The sequence below is a fragment of the Tolypothrix sp. PCC 7601 genome (assembly GCF_025677855.1).
Classification (GTDB): domain Bacteria; phylum Cyanobacteriota; class Cyanobacteriia; order Cyanobacteriales; family Nostocaceae; genus Aulosira; species Aulosira diplosiphon.
On sequence record NZ_CP064879.1, the window covers coordinates 6,079,204 to 6,096,476 of the forward strand.

The window sequence follows — 17,273 nt, forward strand, 5'->3', positions numbered from 1 at the left end:
ATATCCAGCACCAACTGGGTATGCACAAAAAAGCTGTTTTCGTAACAATAAAATCTGATTTTTAAACAATTAAAGTATCCAAATTTATCCATAATTTATTAAAATTATTCCTACACTCTAAGTACTTGGTTATTCCTATCTACAAAAAAATACCCTGATATTTTGATATCAGAGTAATAACAAGAGTGGGAGTTTTGGCTAAATTAGTTAAGTACTATTAAGTGGCTTGTGAAAGAATATTTCATGTTACTGCCAATCCCATTCAAAATAGCCTGATTGGGTTACAGTTCCATGAACAGCAACTCTTTGGTTTGTACTTTTAGTTTGGTAAGGGATACTACCCTGCCAGTAGAGATTAGTGTCAATTATCTCTATTAACGCTCTGTGTGTTTTTAGGTATACTTGCCAAAGTTTTTTAAATTTTATGTTTGATTGTTGAGATCTCAATGCTATCAGTGGGTAGCCTTCCCACTTCATATCCATAAGTATCTGGTAGTATTTTTGTTCAATATCTTGACCTAGATCATGATTGCTAAGATATTTTAGCCAGCGACGATAGTGTTGTTTATTATTTCTCTGATTTGTCCAATATGATTTTATTCGGAATGCTTCTTCTTGCACACTTCTTGTAAATCTAGATTTGAGCATACGAATAAATAGTTCTTGAAAGTTCGCAAAGGGATATTCAATATTTTTGCTTTCTGCCCAAGAAATAATTTCAGGTTCTCCTGCTTTAAACAGGTCATACATAGCTTTGTCAGCTTCAGTCTCTAGTTTTAAATTTTTTAGAGCTTCTGGTGGTAATATTTGTTCAATTGAACCCCCAGGTTGAGTTGGATCTGGAATTAGACGAAATATCTTATTGGGCAACAATATAGCTTTTGCTTGCCAATATAGTTGAACACAGCGCATCCAAATACCTTGGTCTTCATTATCAGGGGCAACATCAAAGACAGCAATATTGCTGATAGCGTTAGCTAAATGGCAAAAATCAGCAGTTTGAGTTTTATCAGGTAAATTAATTAATTTAAAAGGTATGTGTTGACGTTTGATACCCAATAATCTGTCATCAGCAACTACTTTCGCAGATGATAGTGCTAGAAATTCTCTCAATGGTACTTCTCTCGAACAACCATTATTATCAAATATTTCATAGATAGTTTCGTCTAGAATTACATCATATAGCTGCTTCATATTTCACCTAATTTTATTTAATAAACATCATTGCTGCTTTTGGGTGTGGCGATCGCATGAACCATATTCTTTGGGTAGATACACTCTAGCAATGATTTCATCTTCTAGACACAGGCACGTATTATTTGACCTATGAGCTTAAGTAATTAAATAAAATTTAAGGCAAAATAGGAATTAGCGTACTACACCTTTCAAGGTGGCAACGTTTTTTTAGTATTTATTTAATTATTGAATATCACCAAAATCCACAAATCTGCATGGTTGTGGTAAGAGTAAACAGCAGATTATCGTAGGTAAAAACAAGTTAAAGTTGTTATCGCCAGGAAAAATCTTGGCAAGAGTTTATGCTGATAAAACTAAGTCCAGGAAACTCCTGCCCATTTTAGTACAGAGCAACATGATCCAGGGAACATTATTTGAAACTTCCATCACCTTGCCGGAGTTGTCATCTCATTTGTGGGAAGCAGCGAATATTCTGCGTGGAAGTCCCGTGGATCGCACCGACTGGAAGAGTTACATTCTGCCATTGCTGTTCTTCAAGCGCATTTGCGATGTCTGGGACGAAGAACGTCAAACAATGATTGAAGAATACGGAGAACACTTTCCCGACGAACATCGCTTTCAAATTCCTGAAGGTAGCCACTGGCAAGACGTGCGTGAGGCATCTAGTAATGTGGGTACTGTTCTACAAAATGCCCTACGTAATATTGAAGTTGCCAACCAGAAACATCTATACGGTGTATTTGGGGATGCTCAGTGGACAAACAAGGAAAAGCTGTCTGATCAACTGCTAAAAGACCTTATTGAACACTTCTCTGCTCTTAACCTTAGCAACAAGCGTGTCCACAGCCATGTCATGGGCGATGCCTATGAATACTTGATCAAGAAGTTTGCTGATACTACCAAGAATAAAGCTGGGGAATTTTACACCCCACGTAGTGTAGTACATCTGATGGTAGATATGTTAGATCCCCAAGAAGGGGAAACAGTTTACGATCCAGCTTGTGGTACAGGAGGAATGCTACTTGCTGCTGTCACCCATTTACGCAATAAAGGTGGAGATGCAAGGACATTCTTTGGCAAGTTATATGGGCAAGAGAAGAATTTAACAACTGCTTCCACTGCTCGCATGAATTTATTCCTTCACGAAGTGGAAGATTTTGTCATTGAACGTGGTGATACACTGCGTACACCTTTCTTCACCAACCCAGATACGCATAGTTTAGCTGAATTTGATGTGGTAATTGCTAATCCGCCATTTTCTTTAGAAAAGTGGGGACGGGAAGTTTGGGAGGTTGACCCCTGGGGACGAGCTTTTGCAGGTCTACCTACAGATAGTAGTGGTGATTTTGCCTGGGTACAACACATGATCAAGTCAATGGCAAAGCCACATGGAAGGATGGCAGTTGTGTTACCTCAAGGTGCATTATTTCGTGGTGGGGTAGAAGGGCAAATTAGACGCACCCTGCTGGAAATGGACATGATTGAGGCAGTGATTGGATTAGCACCAAACTTATTTTATGGCACTGGTTTAGCTGCTTGTATCTTGGTACTGCGTCAGCATAAAGCTAAAGCACGAGCAGGTAAGGTATTAATTATCGATGCTTCAACCCTGTTCCGTAAAGGACGTGCCCAAAACTTTTTAGAGTCAGAACACACCTCAGAAATTCTGCGTTGGTATCAAGAATTTACAGATGTTGAGGATCGCGCACGGGTTGTTTCCTTGGAGGAAATTGAAAAGGAAGGATGGACACTGAATATCTCGCGTTATGTCTTACCGCCTATAGGAGCAGATATTCCTCCCTTAGAAGATGCGATCGCATCTTTTAAAGATGCTTTGGTACAATGCCGAGAAGCTGAGGAACGTCTGCACCAAGTAATGCTGGAAGGGGGGTGGCTGGAGTGAACGAACAAATTACACAACAAGCTATAGAAAGTTATCTGTGGGGAGCAGCTACCATTCTGCGTGGGCTAGTTGATGCCGGGGACTACAAACAATATGTCTTTCCCTTGCTGTTTTACAAACGCCTATCTGATGTTTGGGATGAGGAATTTGCCAAAGCACTGGCTGACACAAGTGATGCTAATTATGCTCGTGACACTGCCAATGATCGCTTTATTATCCCTGATGGATCACACTGGAAAGATGTCCGCGTTGTTGCCAAGGATGTTGGTAAAGCTTTACAAGATGCCATGCGGAGCATTGAAACCGCTAACCCTGGTCGTTTAGATGGTATTTTTGGTGATGCTCCTTGGACAAATAAGGAACGTCTTTCAGATTTTGATATTAAAGAGCTGATTGAACATTTCTCAAGTGTGGTGCTGTCCCTAGCTAATGTTCCTGAAGATGAATTAGGTAATGCTTACGAGTATTTAATTAAGCAATTTGCTGATGACAGTGGACATACAGCACAAGAATTTTACACCAACCGTACAGTTGTACATTTAATGGTGCAGATGCTTGCACCGAAATCTGGCGATCGCATTTACGATCCTACCTGCGGTACAGGAGGAATGTTAATTTCGGCGTTAACTGAGGTGAAGCGTACAGGTGGAGAACATCGCACCCTCAAGCTTTATGGACAGGAACGTAACCACATGACTGCTTCTATTGCTCGCATGAATTTGGTGCTGCACGGTGTAGATGATTATCAAGTCATGCGTGGTGATACCTTGGACAATCCCGCTTTTAGTGAAGACGATCAACTAAAAACTTTTGATGTAGTTCTTGCCAATCCCCCCTACTCTATTAAACAGTGGAACCGGGAAAAGTTTCAAAGTGACCCTTGGCAGCGTAATTTTTTAGGAACACCGCCTCAAGGAAGGGCTGACTATGCCTTTTTTCAGCATATTTTGAAAAGTCTTGACCCAGAAACGGGACGCTGTGCCATTCTTTTTCCGCATGGGGTACTGTTCCGTAAAGAAGAAGCTGAAATGCGTAAAAAGTTGGTTGAAGCTGATTTGGTGGAATGTGTCCTTGGTTTAGGAGCAAACCTGTTTTACAATTCGCCAATGGAAGCTTGTATTATTATTTGCCGTACTCGCAAGCCACCAAAACGTCAAGGGCAGATTTTATTTATTGATGCTGTTCATGAAGTAGCTCGTGTGCAAGGACAAAGTTTTCTCAAACCAGAACATCAGTCACGTATTTTCAGTGCGTATCAAAGTTACATTAATGACCCTGGCTTTGCTACAGTTGCTACTTTAGAGGAAATTGCTGCCCAGGACTATAGCTTATCCATCCCGCTTTATGTGCGACGAAAAACAGCCAATAGCCAAACTGAGGATCTCAAGACGCTAGCAGAAGTTTGGGCAGACTGGGAACAAGGTAGTAGAGCTTTTTGGCAAGAAATGGATGCCTTAGTTGATATGCTGGATTCCTTGTAAACTAATTTATTTACTGGAATGGTAAAGTATTAGCTAAAACCTAGTTGGCAACAATAGTATAAAAAATTTATTTACCAAAATGGTAAAGCATCATTGATATGATATGTTCTCTGGACATAACAAATTTGTTTACCAAAGTGGTAAACTTGTATTAGTCTATTAACGAATGGAAATCACTTTCGGCGATCGCAAACTACAAAAACTATGCGAGCAACAAGACCTAGCGCAAAGAAAATTGGGTGCAAACTGTGCCAAGAAATTGAGAACCCGATTGGCGGATCTTGCTGCTGTTAGTTGTGTCACGGAATTAGTTATGGGTCGTCCCCATCCCTTAACGGGAGATAGAGCAGGTGAATTTGCAGTAGACCTAGAAGGTGGTACACGACTTGTATTTAAGCCAGATAACGAACCCATCCCCTTGAATGAGGATGGAAGCATTGATTGGTCAAAAGTCACTGCTGTTTGTATTGTTTTCATCGGAGATTACCATGATTAAGACAACCCGTCCCTTTACACCAGATTGGGTTTCTCCCCCTGGTGATACTATCGCTGATTTCTTAGAAGAGCGTGATTGGACACAAGTGCAGTTAGCAGAGCGTTTAGGCTATACCACGAAACATATCAGTCAGTTAATTAATGGCAAAGCACCCATTAATGAAGAAACTGCCATGAAGTTGGAACGGGTTTTAGGGAGTACAGCAGCATTCTGGCTCAATCGTGAAGCCCAATATCGCGCTGCTTTAGCACGGATAGAAGAAGAAAACCGCTTAAAGGGTTGGACATCTTGGTTAGATCAGTTACCAGTCAAAGAATTGATGAACCAAGGTGTAATTCCCAAGTGCAATTTAATTGCCAAGAATAAACCTAGCTTGGTAAAAAAGTTATTACATTTTTTCGGTGTGGCTTCGCCGGACGAGTGGCGAAGTTACTATGCAGGTATGGAAATTTTCTTTCGTCGTACTCGCGACGAACAAAGTGATGTTGCTGCTATTTCTGCTTGGTTACGTTTGGGTGAAATAGAAGCAGAAAAACTAGACTGTCCCAAATACAGTAAACCAAAGTTTGAAAAAGTAGTGCGGGAAATTCGCTCTTTGACAGTGTTACCACCAGATGAATTTGAACCACAGATGCAACAGTTGTGCCGAGAAGCAGGGGTTGTACTTGTTTTAGTACCAGCAATTAAGAGAGCGCACGTCAGTGGTGTAGCACGGTGGCTAAATCCCCACAAGGCATTGATTCAACTTTCACTTTATGGTAAGACCAATGACCGCTTCTGGTTTAATTTCTTCCATGAAGCAGCACATATCCTACTACATGATAAAGAAAATATTTTTCTGGATGAATGGGATGGTGGGGAAAGTTTGGCATCTGAACCAGAACGCGAAGCAAATCAATGGTCGCGTGAAATTTTGATACCACCTCAGTACGACAGAGAATTAGCGCAACTTAAATCTAAAGCTGATGTTGTTGATTTTGCTGAACGTATAGGTATTCATCCGGCTATTGTCGTAGGTCGGCTGCAACATGATTGTATAATTCCTATCTCTTGGATGAATGGTTTGAAGGAGAGTTTATGTTTTCAAGGGGTAGAATAAGTACAATATGATACAAGCTGACACTTTAAAAGCAGGGTGGAAATTGGTAAAGTTTGGGGATGTTGTACGCCTCAGCAAAGACCGTGCTACTAACCCAGAAGCAGAAGGTATTGAGCGATACGTGGGACTTGAGCATATTGACCCTGATGATTTACGCATTCGGCGTTGGGGTCTTGTAGCTGAGGGAACAACTTTTACTAGCAAATTTAAGCCCCGACAGGTTTTATTTGGTAAGCGTCGAGCCTATCAACGAAAAGTTGCTGTTGCCGATTTCGAGGGGGTTTGCTCTGGTGATATTTATGTGTTTGAGAGTGCTAATCCAAAAGTGCTACTTTCTGAACTTCTACCATTTATTTGCCAGACGGAGAGGTTTTCTGAATATGCTGTAGGTACTTCAGCAGGGTCATTATCTCCGCGAACAAACTGGGCAAGTCTTGCGAATTTTGAGTTTTTTCTGCCGCCCCTAGAGGAGCAAAAGCGCATAACTAAGTTAATTAATACAGTTGAAAAAACTAACAACGAGCTTAAATTAGCTAGAGATTTAGCCGAAAAATTGCGTAAGTCATTATTGATCAATATTTTTAATAACTTAATGTCATCAGGTTCAATTGAATTGCCGCTATTAGGAATTACTACCGATTGCAATCGCATTAAAGTAGAACAAGCTGGAAGTGTTTTGATGGGACGGCAACTCTCACCGAAATACAAAACAGGTCTATTCTCACGACCATACCTGCGTGTCGCTAATGTATTTGATGGGTACATTGATATTAAAGAAGTCTACGAGATGGATTTCTCTGATGTTGAATTTGAAACATTCAAATTGTCTAGAGGTGACATTTTATTAAATGAAGGTCAAAGTAGGGAGTTAGTTGGACGAAGTGCAATTTATAGAAATGATGTTGAGAATTGTTGCTTTCAAAATACACTAATTCGTTTTCGACCAGCACAGACAGTAATACCAGAATATGCTCATTACTATTTCCAGTACAGCCAATACACTGGTCGTTTCGTACAAATAGCAAAGCAGACTACATCAATAGCTCACTTAGGTGTGCAGCGATTTGCAGCAATGCAATTTCCTTTAATTGATATAAATATTCAAAAAGAAATAGTCAAAATTTTATTAAATGCTGTACAGACAATTAGCAAGTTAAATCAAAGAATAGAATCAGCTAAATATATAAAAAAATATACATTAAATGAAATTCTGAAAATGTGATGTTCAACGAATCCAACACCGTCGAAGCTTTTGTCCGTGATATCCTCTGCGGTAAAATTATCCAAACCGCACTACCTCAACCTGGCTTATCACGCAAAAATAGAAATATCAACGGTGTCGGTTGGCACTACTTTCCTGCAGGAAATATCCCCCGCCAATCTCAAGAAGTTTTCGTTGAAACTTTTGTCCGTGAAGCTTTAATCCGCCTCAACCCAGAAATCGCCGCCAACACTAACCGAGCAGAAGAAGTTCTCTACCGCTTACGGGCAATTGTGCTGTCAGTCCGCAGTGATGGACTCATCCGCGCCAACGAAGAATTTACAACTTGGATGCGTGGCGATCGCACGATGCCCTTTGGACTCAACCACGAACACACCAGTGTCCGCCTCATCGACTTTGACAACCTAGAAAATAATCAATATATTCTCACAACCCAATACTCCTACCGTGCCGGGGCAGAAGAACGCCGCGCCGATTTAGTGCTGCTAGTTAATGGCTTTCCCCTTGTCCTGATAGAAGCTAAAACCCCGGTGAGGAAAGCAGTAAGCTGGGTAGATGGAGCCTTACAGGTACATGACGACTATGAGAAAAATGTCCCAGAATTGTTTGCCTGTAACGTCTTCAGTGTAGCCACAGAAGGCAAAGAATTACGCTACGGTTCGATCCGTATGCCTATCGACTTGTGGGGTCCTTGGCGACTGGATGATGACACACCCCCCGCTAGCCTCGCTGCCCTCAAACATACGATTGCTTCTCTACTTAGTCCCGCAGTTGTCCTGGATATCCTGAATCACTTCACATTATTTGCTACTGACAACAAAAAGCGTCGCATCAAAATTATCTGCCGCTATCAACAATACGAAGCTGTCAACCTGATTGTTAACCGTGTGCTGGCAGGTAGACCCAAGAAAGGGTTAATTTGGCATTTCCAAGGCTCAGGTAAATCCCTGTTAATGGTGTTTGCAGCTCAAAAAATGCGCTTGCGATCGCAACTGCGTAACCCAACAGTGCTGATTGTCGTAGATCGCATTGATTTAGATGCCCAAATTAGCGCCACCTTCCACGCTTCAGATATTCCCAACTTAATAAAAGCCGAAACCCGTGCAGAGTTAGAAAGGTTGCTGAAGCAGGACACACGCAAAATTATCATTACTACTATATTTAGATTTGGGGAAGCACAAGGTATTCTTAATCCCCGTGAAAATATTATCGTGCTTGTAGATGAAGCACACCGTACTCAGGAAGGTGGCTTAGGCTTGAAAATGCGAGCAGCATTACCGAACGCTTTTCTGTTTGGCTTTACAGGTACGCCAATTAATCAAAGCGATCGCAATACCTTTTATGCCTTTGGCGCAGAAGAAGATGAGCGCGGTTACATGAGTCGCTATGGTTTTAAAGAATCAATCCGCGACGGAGCAACACTTCCCCTGCATTTTGAGCCACGTCTGGTAGAACTGCATATTGACAAAGATGCGATCGACCAAGCTTATGCAGAATTAACAGGTGGGTTATCAGATTTAGATAAAGAAACCCTCGCCAAAGCAGTTTCTAAAATGGCAGTGCTGGTGAAAGTCCCAGACCGGATTACCAACATTTGTGCCGACATTGCTGAACATTACCAACAAAAAGTTGCTCCCAATGGCTTTAAAGGCATGGTCGTTACGGGTGAACGAAAAAAAGTGTGGGAGAGGAGTTAGCGGACAAATTCCGCTAACATATCTGAGATGCCATAAAACCAAACTTCCCATGAACAACCACCAATCAATTCTGTCTCACATCAATGACACACTCCAGGACTTACCGGAGTGTCACCATTTAGAAGAATTTGTGGGCGAATTTTACAATATGTGGCTAAAATTAGGGAACTTTGTGCAACAAAGCTTATTCCAAGCCTTAATTGAAGAAAAAGAAGCCGAATACTCACATCCGAGAACTAAACGAGAAAAAAGATATTACACTCCATTAGGTGAAATGGTTGTTGTACGTAGAGCTTATGAGACAACAGATGGTATTAAAGTCAAAGTTGATGAAGAGTTAGGACTACCAAAAGATAAATGGCTACCAATGGTATTAGAATTAGCCTGTGCCTTGGGAGTTAGTAGTGAATTTCCAAATTCTCACTCCTTGTTTCAAAAATGGACAAGACTAGATTTGACACAAAAAACCTTAGCTAATCAAGTAGAAAAGACAGGAAATCAACTACAAACACAAGAGTTTCAGGTTCGATGTGAGCAAGACACTTCTTCACAGTTTGGAATTCCCAATCAAGAGCAGGAACCACCAGATTTATTATATGTGGGAGTTGATGGAGTCATGACTCCCTTGAATCAAAAACAAGGATATAAAGAAGCAAAAGTTGGTGTAATTTTCTGGAGTAAAGACCATCAAAAAGTTGGTAAAAAAAGAGGTGTTATACGTACTCGGGAATATGTAGCTACTTTAAAATCTCGACCAGAATTTACTCAGAGAGTATCCCAGTTATATAATCAAGTAGCAGGTACAAAACCCACAAAAACCGTAGTAATTGGTGATGGCGCACATTGGATTTGGTCGATGGCATCAGAACAATTTCCAGGTTCGGTGGAAATTCTCGACTTTTTTCATCTCTCGGAATATGTGTGGGCAGTAGCGAAAGCAGCGTATCCAAATAACGAAGACTATCAATTGGATTGGGTAAAAACTCAACAACAATTACTAAAAAAATCACAATGGAATACAGTAATTGAAAATTGTCATCAATTCCCCAAAAAGAAGAAAGATTTAAAGGGAGCTATTACCGATTTAGAGCGTTATTTAACTAATAATCAGAGTCGGATTGATTATCACTCTTATTTAAAAGCTGGTTTAATGATTGGTTCGGGAGTGGTTGAAAGCTCCAATCGGCGTGTGGTTACACAAAGATTAAAACAAGCGGGAATGCATTGGTCTTTATTTGGAGCTGAAGGAGTTATGGCATTAAGGGCAGCATATTTAAGTAATTCAACTCGATGGTCAAATTTTTGGTCATCCAAATCTTACAATTACAGTCAGGTAGCGTAAAGTTTACGATAAAACTTGTCCTTTGAAGTTAGTACTTACATAGTGGTCAAAACAAGAGAACAGAATCTTTCAGATTTAGCACATAGAATAGAACAATTACAAGCCAAAAGAGAAGAAATCAACCAAGAAATCTCTACTCTTCTTAAGAGTGATGTAGCTGCTAATAGTTGTTGGATTGTTCGTTACCGCGCCAAAGGTAAGGGTGGCGCTTATTGGTATTACAAGTGGCAATCAGGAGAACCTATCTTTGTTACCAAAAATGGTAGCAAAAGTTGTCATCAATATATTGGTAAAGCAGGTAGTCCTGCTTTTTTAAAGGCAGTTGAGATGATGAAAAATCGGACAAAAATCGAAGCGTTAAACCAGGTGCTTCATACATTAGAACTAGGACTCAATGACCTAGTTGAAGAAGCGGCAAGATTTCAAAAATAATTCATACTCTCATAAGAGTTAACATCTATATGAGTCAGAGCTTAGTTAGCGTATGATGTACGCTAACTAAGCTCTTCCCCACACCTTTTTTCGTTCACCCGGTCGTTACCTACGATCAAGAATGCTGTCTTTTATATAAAGCAGAACTGGATAAACATCTGCCCCCAGAAGCCAGCGAAATAGTTATTTCCGCCACAGGGAAAGATGAGCGATTAAAACCTTATCTACGTAGTCGCGATCAAGAAGAAAAACTTTTAGATCGGTTCCGTGATGCCAACGATCCACTAAAAATTCTGGTTGTCACCGCAAAATTACTCACAGGATTTGACGCACCGATCCTTCAGGCGATGTACCTAGACAAGCCACTGAAGGCACATACCTTACTCCAAGCCATCTGCCGTACTAATCGCACCTACGGCAATAAAAAAACACACGGTTTGGTAGTAGATTATCTTGGCGTATTTGATGATGTCGCTCAAGCTTTAGACTTTGACGAGCAAGGCTTCCAGCAGGTTGTTTCTGGAATTAGTGCCTTAAAGAACGAACTTCCTGGTGCAGTCCAGAAATGTCTAGCATATTTCCCAGGAGTAGATCGTACCCTTAGTGGTTATGAAGGACTAATTGCCGCGCAGGATTGTTTACCCAACAATGATGTGCGTGATAACTTCGCTGCCGATTACAGTTACCTGGCTAATTTATGGGAAGCAGTATCACCAGATCCCATACTTGTCAACTATGAAACTGATTACAAGTGGCTTTCCCAGGTTTACATTTCAGTTCAACCGACAACTGGCATGGGTAAACTGCTCTGGCACGCACTTGGAGCTAAAACCATTGAGCTAATTCATCAAAACGTCCGTGTGGAAGCAGTGCGTGATGACCTCGAAGAAATCGTCCTGGATGCCGAATTATTAGAGGTGGTGCTAAATTCCGCAGATCCCAAGAACAAAGCCAAGGAAATTGAGATTAAAGTTGCTAGAAGACTTCGCCAACATATTGATAATCCCTGCTTTCGAGCTTTATCAGAGCGTCTAGAAGCTTTGAAAGAACGCCATGAACAAGGACAAATTCATAGTGTAGCCTTCCTAAAGGATTTGCTTGACTTAGCCCGTGACTTGGTGCAAGCAGAAAAAGACACACCGCCAGAGGAAGATGAAGACCGGGGTAAGGCAGCGTTGACAGAGCTATTTTTGGAAGTCCGTAATGAGCAAACGCCCAAAATGGTGGAGCGAATTGTTAATGATATTGACGAAATATTACGCTTAGTACGCTTCCCTGGTTGGCAGAAAACCAGTGCTGGGGAACGGGAAGTCAAGCAAGCCTTACGGAAAACCCTATTTAAATATGCTCTGCACCAAGATAAAGAACTTTTTGAAAAGGCTTATGCTTACATCAAGCAATATTATTAATGGACAAACTTACTAAGTTGAAGGACTAAACCTTTTTCATTTTCACCCTCCACATCCTGCATTGAAGTGATTGATGATAGCTGAAAGCTTTAACTTAACTAATTTGTAGGGTGATGCAGTTTGGTTATGTCCTCACTGCATTCACCCTAAAGACCCTGCATTCATTAAGTCCTAGCATAATAAGCTTTTCAAGGACTGAATGCAGGGAGTGAAGGGTATGCAGGGTGAGAAAGACAAGTTTATTTGGAATAAGATTCGCGAATGATAGCTTCGACTACTCCTCCCGAATCATCACGTTTAAGCCCACGAATTACGAAACCGCTACTAGTTTTCACTTTCTCCAGTTTTTCTCTTCCTAGACGGATAATCTCTGGGCTGAACTGCTTGTTAGTAAGCATTTTAGACCTGGTTTTGTAGCAGTAACTGCAATAATCACCATAGAGTTGATCTGTTCGGTCTTTGTCTTTCCCAATAGGAATTTGATTATTGCGATCGTAGACATAGTTATTATTCAACCAGTCAGCAACAGAATTAGTTTGTAGTAAAAACTCCAATTCATTCTCACCTATCATTCCACTTTCATCAACCTTGTAAATCAAAGTCTGATTAATTTCTTCTTCTGGAATACTAAGTAGATAATTAGTAAAACCAGAGATCTGTGCAGAAAGACTTGCTGAAAAATCAGGGTCAACTTTTGGAACTGGACGGTTGAACTTAAAAATAATCATACGTCGATCCAATCCTGAATCACTCGCATTAAAGACAAGGTGATTAGCAGTGATCATTACCATTCCTGTATAAGTTGCTGTGAAAGGCATCTCATATTTATGCTCGATAGTAATCTCATCTCCGCCAGTAATATTTTTGAGTATTTCTATGTTCCCTCGATAGTCATCAGCATCGTTGATACATACTAATCGTTTGCCATAAATGTTCCCTGCTTGGAATTGATGGTTGTTTAGAGATGAAAGAGTAACACTATGGCTAAAACGTTTGCCAACTAATTCTGTTGCTAGTTTCATAGCTGTAGATTTACCAGTTCCCCCTAACCCAGTAATTAAGGCAAATCTGTGCAGTTTCCACATCCCCCTTAATACTGCTGCATACCAGCATAATAGTAAGCGCTTTTGGTCATGATTATTGTCAAATACGAAGTCCATCCACTCTTCAATTACGTTCCAATCTGTAGCGCAGACATCATGTTCGCGATCGAGAATACTACGGAAATAATAATCCGGTGAATGAGGCATCATTTGTTTTGACTTCAAATCCAAGACTCCATTCTTAAAGGGAAGTAAATCTTTAGGTTGCTCATTCCACGCATCAAACAAAAGTTCCGGTATCAACATTTTTATGACTCCCTCTGGATAGCTGGCGCTGAAACCTATATCAGGATAAATTTCTTTCAGTTTCTGAACTATTCGTTGAAGGACTGATTCTTTGATAGCTATGCTCCAATAACCATTTTGATATTGCGTCCATCGGCTAATTTTGGAGTCAAATTTTAAGTTCGTTACTTGAGAAGCAATTATTTCTGCAGCTACTGAATGCGCTGGCAAATTATTTTTACCTTTTTGAGATTTGCTAGCTTGATCGCCTACAGTTTGCCTTTTAAATTCATGAATATCTTGTGCTTTCGCAATTTCCACATCAAATGCTGCTTTACCATTAGTCACCAAAAAATCATCCATTCCCTTACCTCTAGTTTCTTCCCAAATAACTACGCGAACTATACATTTCTGCTGGCATAGCACGTTAGCTAATCGGATTAATGCTTTCCTCACAGGAGTCTTGCGAACGATATCTGCATCAAAGCATAGGTAAATATTTCTTTCTGGGTTTGCAAATAGTTCTAAATGGCTAACTAATGTGCCATCATCTAATCCCATGTCTACTCCACATAATGCAAGCGTGGGGTATCCATTTGTAAGTCCTGCTCCAGCTTTCTTGCATCCTTCTGTGACAAAAATTGGTATAGAAACATTGCCAATTATTTCTGACCAATAATTGCGATTTCCTGTGTCCAAGCAGATAGCATCATGTTGAGCTTTGCTGGAGATATACTTAGCTGGCTTTGACTTATCTGATGATCCCAACTTTAACGGTTCATTTGGCTTGAACTGTCCATGCATTTTTCCCATCGGTAATCCATTCCTGGGATTGATGCCACTACACCACCAACCAGCAGTGTGCTTATATTTTTTCCAGTCTAAATGCTGTGCTATTTCCTCATTATCTTCGAGTGTTTTAACATTGAGGCGGGTAATTTCTTCTGAGACTCCGCTGCCATTCACCCACTCTTCTAAATGCCTAGCACATATATAGGATGAAGTTGCTTCGGATGAAGAGGACATAGATAAATTAGGAACAACCTTGTTCCTAAAATCTTCATTATTTGCTATACTCATACTTTAGAAAAAAATTTTACGAGAGCCATAAGTAGAGCAATGATTGCTGACTAATGGCTTTTTTTGTGCAAACAGAACAGGTAGTCAATATCTACTTGAGTAGCAAGTATTTTTACGTCCTTATTGAGGATCGTGAGAAGAATTTCTGGCGTTGCTTATCCGAATAATTATCTCGGTTCCTCGGAGCAGCAGAATTGTTTTAGAGACTCAATCATCTCTGCTTAGAACTATTGCGTCTTCTTTTTGGTTGGTTAGAAGGTAAGTCAGCCAAATAATTTTCAATGGCTCTCAAGTGGGCTTTAGGATTACTAATGTGGTTCTGTACCCAATCCAACACAAGGGTAATGTTATATCTCACAACTCTTGAGTTAAGGGTGATCCAATGAATATCCCTCTGCAATTTTCCCTGAAGTCTATATTTCTTCAAAGTGTTACTTGATAAACCAGTTACTTCAGACATTACCTGCTTAGTAACAAACTGATAGTCTTGAGGTTTGGAATTGCCCATATAAGAAGAATTTTTGTCTCCATATTAGATGAATAATCATGCTCACAATGGCAATTAACGTTGCAATTTGGAGCTTTTTGTACACTAACTCAGCTTATACGGGGTCAATTATTAATGGATTTTTTGGCTAATATTGTAAAGAAGTGTAAAGTAGTTGGGTATTTAGGCAACTACAGACTCTATTAGCTAGGTCGGTGGAGTTTTCAAGCAGTTGAGCTAAATTATGCTATTCTTCTCCCTGACAAAATTTCGATATAAATTTATCTAGCGAAGAAGACAAGGTTAGGAATTCACCTTCTAATATCGGTTCTTGATCAAGATACGTCTAACTAGCTTGCATTTAGCAAAGCCATTGCGAAGCGTAAGCAGACTTTGTTCGAGTAGCCACAGGCTGAAGTCTATCAGGGAATATAGCCTTGCTTCATATAGAATTAGTCAAGAATTATCTTTATATTGAAAATCTTAGGCTTTCCAGCCTGATCGAAATCGTTAAGAACCCGATTAAAACCAGACAAGCACAGACCAATAGTAGGAGAAATTGGGTGTAAATTGGGTGTAATAAAGGTTTTATTACTCAAAACCCTTGCAGATACTAAATAGTCCTCGGACTGAAAATCCTCGTGTCACCAGTTCAAGTCTGGTTCCTGGCATTACTCCAAAATCTAGATTTCTCCCACAGAGCAAGGGTTTTGGAGGTTTAGTAAAAAAAGCTGTAATCAAATTATTGGGTATGTTTAGGTCAATTTAGCGAAAAAAATGGTGTAAAGATGGTGTAATCCTTGTGTAGACTAGAATGTAGCTTACACCAGATACCCCATGAAAACGAAAACCCCAACTGGCAGGGCTTCCAAGGGTTCTGTCACAGCCATTCTTTCCAATGGACGCATTCAGCTGCGCTTCCATTTTGCTGGCAAGCGTCATTATATTTCCACGGGCTATCCTGACACACCACAACATTGGAAGCTAGCCCAACTCAAAGCCTCAGAAATCGAAAAAGATATTTTGTGCGAGCGGTTTGACCCAAGGATTTAAGCAAATATACCCCCGAAGGTTCTGTCCGTAAGGCTCAAGCAGGTACACCATCGCAAAAGTCCCAACCAACCCTTCCCCAGTTGTGGGAGAAATATGTAGAATTTAAGCGACCAAATGCTTCTCCAAGTACCCTGGCAAAGGATTATCAGAAAGTTGACCGTTGTCTTAATTTGTACCTGCCAAAGAAGTCTATTGACGATGCAGTTGCAATTAGAGACTGGTTGGTGGCGAATAAAACGGCCAATTCTGCAAAACGTATTTTGACGCAAATAAATGCCTGTTGCAATTGGGCTGTGAAATCTCAACTAATTACCAATAATCCGTTTGTGGGGATGGCTGCCGATATTCGGGTTCCCAAAGGTGAGTCGGAGGATACGGATATTGACCCTTTTTCCTTGGCAGAACGGGATAAAATCATTCAGACTTTTAAGAGCGATCGCCATTACAAATACTATGCCCCTTTCATTGAATTCCTGTTTATGACTGGCTGTAGACCATCCGAAGCGGTGGCTTTGCAGTGGAAACATATCACAGATGATTTTCGGACAATTCGCTTTGAGCAGGCTGTGGTGGAGTCAGAAAATGGCTTGGTTTGTAAAAAGGGGTTAAAAACGCAGAAAAAGCGGTCTTTTCCCATAAATCCGAAGTTGGCAGGGCTGTTACAATCCATTAAGCCAGAAGGTGTGACGGGGGAAGACAAAGTGTTTCCAGCACCGAAAGGAGGATGGATTGATACCCATAATCTCAACAACAGGGCATGGAATTCGGTATTGAAAAGATTGGATAGTAATATTGAATACCGTAATTTGTATCAAACCAGACATACCTTTATTACCGCAGCACTGGAAACACCAATTTTGATGCCCGATGGGGGAATGAGGATGTTGGATGCCAAGGACATCGCCAAGTTAGTCGGTACGAGTGCCAAGATGATTTACGAGCATTATGCGGGGGCAAGAAAAGAGTTGTTCGTGCCGGAATTTTAGGTTCTTTTTATGTCTTAGAAAGTTTGCATATAAAGAAGGCTGGAAAATATTTAATCTTGAT

13 protein-coding genes are annotated in these 17,273 nt (G+C 40.5%); 11 read left to right on the top strand and 2 right to left on the bottom strand.

Annotation, left to right across the window (positions count from 1 at the left end):
• Window positions 1-246: 246 nt before the first annotated feature.
• Complete coding sequence (locus HG267_RS24945; RefSeq protein WP_045868476.1) at window positions 247-1,194, bottom strand: hypothetical protein; 948 nt, start codon at window positions 1,192-1,194, stop codon at window positions 247-249.
• Between the two features lie 397 nt (window positions 1,195-1,591).
• Between HG267_RS24945 and HG267_RS24950 the strand changes: the two genes are divergently transcribed.
• From HG267_RS24950 to HG267_RS24990, 9 genes are all read left to right on the top strand, one after another.
• Window positions 1,592-3,100: a class I SAM-dependent DNA methyltransferase gene (locus HG267_RS24950; protein ID WP_045868477.1), complete on the top strand. Its 1,509-nt coding sequence runs from the start codon at window positions 1,592-1,594 to the stop codon at window positions 3,098-3,100.
• Entirely contained in the window at window positions 3,097-4,581 is a 1,485-nt protein-coding gene (locus tag HG267_RS24955; RefSeq protein ID WP_045868925.1) for a class I SAM-dependent DNA methyltransferase, read from the top strand. The genes HG267_RS24950 and HG267_RS24955 overlap by 4 nt, the downstream gene beginning before the upstream one ends.
• A gap of 166 nt (window positions 4,582-4,747) precedes the next feature.
• On the top strand, window positions 4,748-5,077 hold the full coding sequence (locus HG267_RS24960; protein WP_045868478.1) for a type II toxin-antitoxin system RelE/ParE family toxin: 330 nt from the start codon (window positions 4,748-4,750) through the stop codon (window positions 5,075-5,077).
• On the top strand, window positions 5,070-6,176 hold the full coding sequence (locus tag HG267_RS24965) for a HigA family addiction module antitoxin (RefSeq protein ID WP_045868479.1): 1,107 nt from the start codon (window positions 5,070-5,072) through the stop codon (window positions 6,174-6,176). Before HG267_RS24960 ends, HG267_RS24965 begins: the two co-directional genes overlap by 8 nt.
• Before the next feature lie 7 nt (window positions 6,177-6,183).
• The gene (locus tag HG267_RS24970) at window positions 6,184-7,398 is read left to right on the top strand and encodes a restriction endonuclease subunit S (RefSeq protein ID WP_045868480.1); all 1,215 of its coding nucleotides are present in this window, start codon (window positions 6,184-6,186) and stop codon (window positions 7,396-7,398) included.
• A complete protein-coding gene (locus HG267_RS24975; RefSeq protein WP_228045642.1) occupies window positions 7,398-9,095 on the top strand; it encodes a type I restriction endonuclease subunit R in 1,698 nt (565 codons plus the stop codon). The genes HG267_RS24970 and HG267_RS24975 overlap by 1 nt, the downstream gene beginning before the upstream one ends.
• Window positions 9,096-9,144: 49 nt before the next feature.
• Window positions 9,145-10,437, top strand: a complete 1,293-nt coding sequence (locus HG267_RS24980; RefSeq protein ID WP_081583904.1) for an ISKra4 family transposase — start codon at window positions 9,145-9,147, stop codon at window positions 10,435-10,437.
• Between the two features lie 42 nt (window positions 10,438-10,479).
• On the top strand, window positions 10,480-10,869 hold the full coding sequence (locus HG267_RS24985; protein WP_045868481.1) for a hypothetical protein: 390 nt from the start codon (window positions 10,480-10,482) through the stop codon (window positions 10,867-10,869).
• Window positions 10,870-11,054: 185 nt separating this feature from the next.
• Window positions 11,055-12,278 carry a UvrB domain 3-containing protein gene (locus HG267_RS24990; protein ID WP_375539732.1) on the top strand — a complete coding sequence of 408 codons (1,224 nt, stop codon included), beginning with the start codon at window positions 11,055-11,057 and terminating at the stop codon, window positions 12,276-12,278.
• Window positions 12,279-12,517: 239 nt separating this feature from the next.
• On the opposite strand, the gene HG267_RS24995 is transcribed toward HG267_RS24990, so the two are convergent.
• Entirely contained in the window at window positions 12,518-14,686 is a 2,169-nt protein-coding gene (locus tag HG267_RS24995) for a phage/plasmid primase, P4 family (RefSeq protein ID WP_081583905.1), read from the bottom strand.
• A 1,324-nt stretch (window positions 14,687-16,010) separates the two neighbouring features.
• On the opposite strand from HG267_RS24995, the gene HG267_RS25000 reads away from it, so the two are divergent.
• A complete protein-coding gene (locus HG267_RS25000) occupies window positions 16,011-16,226 on the top strand; it encodes an Arm DNA-binding domain-containing protein (protein WP_228045711.1) in 216 nt (71 codons plus the stop codon).
• A 293-nt stretch (window positions 16,227-16,519) separates the two neighbouring features.
• Window positions 16,520-17,212: a tyrosine recombinase XerC gene (xerC, locus tag HG267_RS25005; protein ID WP_263419974.1), complete on the top strand. Its 693-nt coding sequence runs from the start codon at window positions 16,520-16,522 to the stop codon at window positions 17,210-17,212.
• Window positions 17,213-17,273: the final 61 nt, after the last annotated feature.